5 protein-coding genes are annotated in these 4,772 nt (G+C 56.0%); 2 read left to right on the forward strand and 3 right to left on the reverse strand.

Annotated elements, in window-relative coordinates:
* The coding region (locus AC1DW2_RS43350; protein WP_477009156.1) for a hypothetical protein at positions 1–963 on the reverse strand (963 nt) is incomplete at its 3' end.
* A gap of 92 nt (positions 964–1,055) precedes the next feature.
* Entirely contained in the window at positions 1,056–2,225 is a 1,170-nt protein-coding gene (locus tag AC1DW2_RS43355; RefSeq protein WP_477009157.1) for a glycosyltransferase, read from the reverse strand.
* Between the two features lie 203 nt (positions 2,226–2,428).
* Between AC1DW2_RS43355 and AC1DW2_RS43360 the strand changes: the two genes are divergently transcribed.
* Complete coding sequence (locus AC1DW2_RS43360; RefSeq protein ID WP_477009158.1) at positions 2,429–3,250, forward strand: glycosyltransferase family 25 protein; 822 nt, start codon at positions 2,429–2,431, stop codon at positions 3,248–3,250.
* Between the two features lie 3 nt (positions 3,251–3,253).
* Here the strand turns inward: AC1DW2_RS43360 and AC1DW2_RS43365 are convergent, their stop codons facing one another.
* A complete protein-coding gene (locus AC1DW2_RS43365; protein ID WP_477009159.1) occupies positions 3,254–4,063 on the reverse strand; it encodes a glycosyltransferase family 25 protein in 810 nt (269 codons plus the stop codon).
* 312 nt (positions 4,064–4,375) lie between these two features.
* Here AC1DW2_RS43365 and AC1DW2_RS43370 point away from each other — a divergent pair.
* A partial coding sequence (locus tag AC1DW2_RS43370; protein WP_477009160.1) for a glycoside hydrolase family 16 protein occupies positions 4,376–4,772 on the forward strand: 397 nt, incomplete at its 3' end.

Here is a 4,772-nt window from a genome sequence, read left to right on the forward strand (position 1 = left end):
GTTTAATATCCCGCCATCGAGGCTGTTTTGCACCATCTCCATCGGGGCCACAAATCGGGCATAAGCGCTCGTTCCGGACTTTCCAAACTCAGACAGGCGGTCAAACCACGGGGCGAGAAACGGGAGCTCCAGATTGTAGAGAATGACGAGCAATAGCACCGCGCCGGCTGCAGTGGCGATGAAGGCAGGAATGCGATTTGCCGTCTTGGGTAGTAGCAAACCGGCGAACACTGCGATCAATCCTGAGCCAGAGAACGAGCACAGCAAGCCCGCTGCAAGCAGACCCAATACGATCAATCTCTTTCTGGTACGATATTCGATGAGGAGGGCGAGCCCCGTTACAAGGGACAGATCGGCCGCTTCACGAAGAAAGAACCCGTTGGCTTTTACGATGCCTCCTTCTTCACGGAAGAAAGTGTAGAAACCGGCGCCGCGCAATGATTGGGGTAATACAAAGTAAATGTTCGCGAGTGCCTTGAGGTGAAGGCCATTGACCACCACGATTTGCACAACGGCCGTTGCTGCGATCGCGGACGCGGCCAAAACATAGGCGTTCAGCGTGTAATCCTGAACAGGCTCAAGTCCGGGGCGCCATTTGAAACGGAAGCACAATGGTAGGTAGAGTACGGTCAGAAGCAGAAGCGAACTCCAGGACGTGTTGGAAGTCGCGAAGGGAATGCGAAACGCGGCGAGCGCGATCACGCCTATGAACACAAATAGGGAAGGAACGCTCGGCGCGGCGTATCCGGAGGCTAACAGGTAGGCCGTCGTCAGAGCGTAGCAGACCAGATCGCCCGCGAGCGGAAATTCTCCGATGTTGTAAGCAATTTGGCCAAGGAAGAGGACGGAGAAAATCGAGATCGAGACCAAGCGCTTTCCGGTCGAGTTCAGTTCGAAATCCGACTGAAGTCCCGAGATTGGGCCTGACGCCGGGTCCATGGTGCTGGCGGTGTTCGAGCTCATCTAGCGTGCGTCGACGGTCTGCAGGCCTCGAAGCCGATCCATTTGGAGTCGCCCCGCTGCCACTTGCGGGCCAAGATACAATGTCGTTCCCCTCACAGAAAGACCTTTGAAAGATAACGAGTTCCGGCTTCCAGGCCGAACCGGGCGGAAAGCAACTCGAACAGTGAATCCTGGTTTCGATTGAGCGTGGCAAGATCATCGATGTTACGGATGATGGTCTCGGCGAGGCTGTCCAAGCCGTCGGAAGGGAACATTGCCGATTGTTCCGTGACCGTGGTGCCGGCCAGCGCATTGCGCAAACCGAATATCGGCAGCCGCTGGAACGCATAGTCCAGAACTTTGAGTTTGAACCCGCCGCCAAGCAAATCCGGCACTAGCCCCCCGCGGGAGGACGCGACAAATGGCGAAACATCGTCGACACGTCCATGGAACGACAAATGCGGGCTGAAGCGGGTGAAACGATCTCGAAAATGCGGCGGGACTGTGCCGACGACGTTGAGAGTGACGCCATTCTGCTGGAGAGCCGGCAGCAGGCTTTCCACGATTAGTTCAAGATTCCTTTGCTTAGCGCCCCACTCGAAAGAGCCTAGGAGCAGCAATGAGCGAGGGCAGTCGGGTTGGATCTGACGGGTAGGGCGGACAGAGCCAAGATAGACCGGTGGAACAACGTGGACGTGCTTCGAAAACCGCTCGAAGTAGGATGCATCCTCGGCAGAGATACACGTGACAGCATCTGCATTTTGGAGAATCCTGTTCTCCAATCTGCGATACTTTTCGGCATCCAGCCGCATGGGCGTCCGGCGCAGCGGGTTGTTGAAGCTGCTAGCAATCCGCGGCCGGATGGCGCCTTCGGCGTTATGCGAGATATAGCAGATCGAGGCGCGTTTGCGGTTTTGCAGAATTGCGGAGAGCGGCCCTGCGGAATAGGCGTGATCGATCACGATCCAATCCCAATTCTGCTGCAGCAGTTTTGCCAAAGACCAACTTAGTTCGGGCGTACTCAGATTGAAAGCATCTCGCGGAAGGGGCGAAAGCAGACTCCGGAGGCCTGATGAGCGGGTGGGAGGAACGTCGACACAAATGGTGTTTGGCAGGCTCAGGATATGGTCGCCCACCGGCTCGTCGGACCTGCGGGTCCCAACCAGAGTGATTGCTGTTTCATTGGTCTGCGCCAGCGCTTTCAACAGGCCCGCAGAGTAGAGCGCGTCGCCGGTGAATAGCGGCGTAGGCAGTCGTCCGCAGATCCAAAGAATGTTCTTCATTGCTCAACCGTAAGGGGATTTGCCGTCGAGGCTCAGTTGTCCAATGTAGATTAGGGCACGGTGATGTCAGCAGCAAGATTTCGAGATTTGGTGAACCCGCTCAAGTTAGCAATTGGCTGCCTGACCTCTAACTAGCACTCGCCGCATGCTTGGTCTACAGTTCGCCCGTTGCACGATTAAGACCCTGCCTTTTCGGAAGCACCATGGCAAACGAGACCAATATTCCGATCTTCATCATTAACCTGACGCGTGACAAGGAACGTTGGGAGAGCATCCGGAACTTTATGGTTCGGGCGGAGCTGCCCTATTGCCGATTTTCGGCAATCGACGGAAAACGCAAATTGTCCTTGATCCGCTCCGTGATCAGAAGGGATTTCATTAACACGAAGATCGGTCGTCCGCTTACTACTGGCGAGATCTGTTGCACGCTGTCCCATATGGGCATTTTGCGTCGAATGGTGCGACAAAACATCGATTGGGCGGTCATCCTGGAAGATGATGCCGAGTTTTCGGACAGCTTTCTGGAGTTCTATCGCACTGAGCTGCCGCATTATCTGGCGCGTTGCGACGTAGTTAAGCTGGAAGGCATCTTCTATGATCACACCTCCCGCACAGGTCCGGTCATATCCGGTGGGAAGTTTACGAAACTCATTGTGCCTTTGAATCCTACGCTTGGGTCGGCCGGATACGCGGTCAACCTGCGTGGCGCGAAAGCATTGTTGAGCCGCCTTTCCATCCTCGATTGGCCGACCGATCACCTTTTGGTCGGCTATGAAGGATACAACGCTACCTTTGGGGAGATCCGGCCCTTGTTGATTCAGCAAGCGGCCGTCGTCAGCAACATCGAGATCGATCGGCGAAAAGAGTGGAACCAATCCAAGACTGACACGTCAACGATGAACAGGTTTCGTCGGCGGGCAGGCTGGCTGGGGCGTGCGTTGCACAGGCCAATCGTCATGGTGCGCAATGTCCTGCTTGCCAAACTTGGTCGAGGCTTTCGCCGTACGCCCGCCCGAGCTCTTTGATCGTCAGGCGAGAGACTCTCGCCTCGGCGTGCGCAGCCGGCGCTTGATCAGGAATTTCGCAATGTAGGCAAACCGCAGCGCGGCACGGCTCGGTGCCCGGAGTTTATTCTGCAGTCGCCGAAGCCGCCGGGAGGCATCAACGTCCAGATCGAATACCTTGCGTTCGTGCTCAAGATTGCTGGTGTAGTCGGCTTGCCGCGCAAGAAAGGGTTCCGTCTCCGCGTAATCGACCCAATGGCGATCATAATATGCGAGCTTATGATCAAAGGGGCGGTCAGCGACAGAGACTGCCTTGAGCAAGGCGATGGCGCCCTCTTTGGTTACAGCATAGGCGGCAGCACCGAGGGTTGGTTTCACGCGAATAACGAGCTCGCTTGTAACGCCTTGCGCAATCAGGAATCCGGATTTCGATGTGTGGGGGTAGTGAATGCCTTCGAATTTCACGATATCGCTTACCGCCAGGAATCTCGGCAGGTCATTCTGGTAGAACTGTCGAAACTGGCTGTCGAAAACGACATCATCCTCGAAGATCATCGCGGCGGGCAGATTCTGCCGCACGATGCGCTTCAATGCGGAGATGTGAGAGAGGTAACAACCGATCTCGGCATCGGTGAGATTACGATTTTCAGACGGATAGACGAACTCGCGATGAACGATTCGGCGAATGAGGTTGATCTTTTTGCGAGCGTCGACGGCGCGGACCTTCTGATAGGCGATACCGAGCCCGCCGAGGGCGCCCGAGAGGCTTCGCCATCGAACAATGTCGCGATCAAGATTGATAATGAGCGCGGGTGGGGCAAATCCGGCCGTCACGGGTTTCCTCGCCAATCTGCAGCAAGCCTAGCGGTTAGCTGATGGAACGAGCGATAGCAACTGTGTTCCGCCTTTTGGCCTCGCTTCGTCAACACGGACGGGAAGCATCGGTAGGGCAGCCGCTATCGCTTTGGGATGGTTGACGACCGCAATCATGGAAGGACCCGCAAAATGTAGGATATTCGCCTCACTGACGTCGACATCCCGGGCAACCTGAACGCCCGCCCGGAAGCCGTCAATGCGGAGCATGATCTGGACATCGATGGCGCCCTGTCCGTAAATGACGCTGGATTTGAGAAAGGTATCTTAGGGATGATGACTCCCGGAATTCATAAGTCAGCGCTGCTGGCGCTGCTGTTTGTTAGTGCGGTGTTGCCCACAAAGCCGGCATGGTCTGCCGGTTGGGAGCTCGTGTTTTCGGACGACTTCAACGGCGACAAGCTTGACCGGACGAAATGGGCCACCCGCTATATCTATAACAACGAAACGATGGACCATTTTAAGGACGAGAACCAGCGCTATCGCGACAATCACGTCGTCTCCGGCGGTGTGCTCAGCCTGGTGGCCAAAAAGACGGAGGGAACGAACCTTTTCGAGTCCGCGATGATCCGAAGCCATCGAACCTTCTATTATGGTTACTATGAGGCTCGGGTGTTTCTGCCGAACGCGAAGGGCGTGTTTCCGGCCTTCTGGCTCGAGGCCGATTACG

This window comes from Bradyrhizobium sp. P3_C3, from assembly GCF_056402655.1.

Coding starts and splice junctions, on each gene's coding strand:
- AC1DW2_RS43355 (WP_477009157.1), bottom strand. CDS start 2,225: ATGAAGAACATTCTTTGGATCTGCGGACGACTGCCTACGCCGCTATTC.
- AC1DW2_RS43360 (WP_477009158.1), top strand. CDS start 2,429: ATGGCAAACGAGACCAATATTCCGATCTTCATCATTAACCTGACGCGT.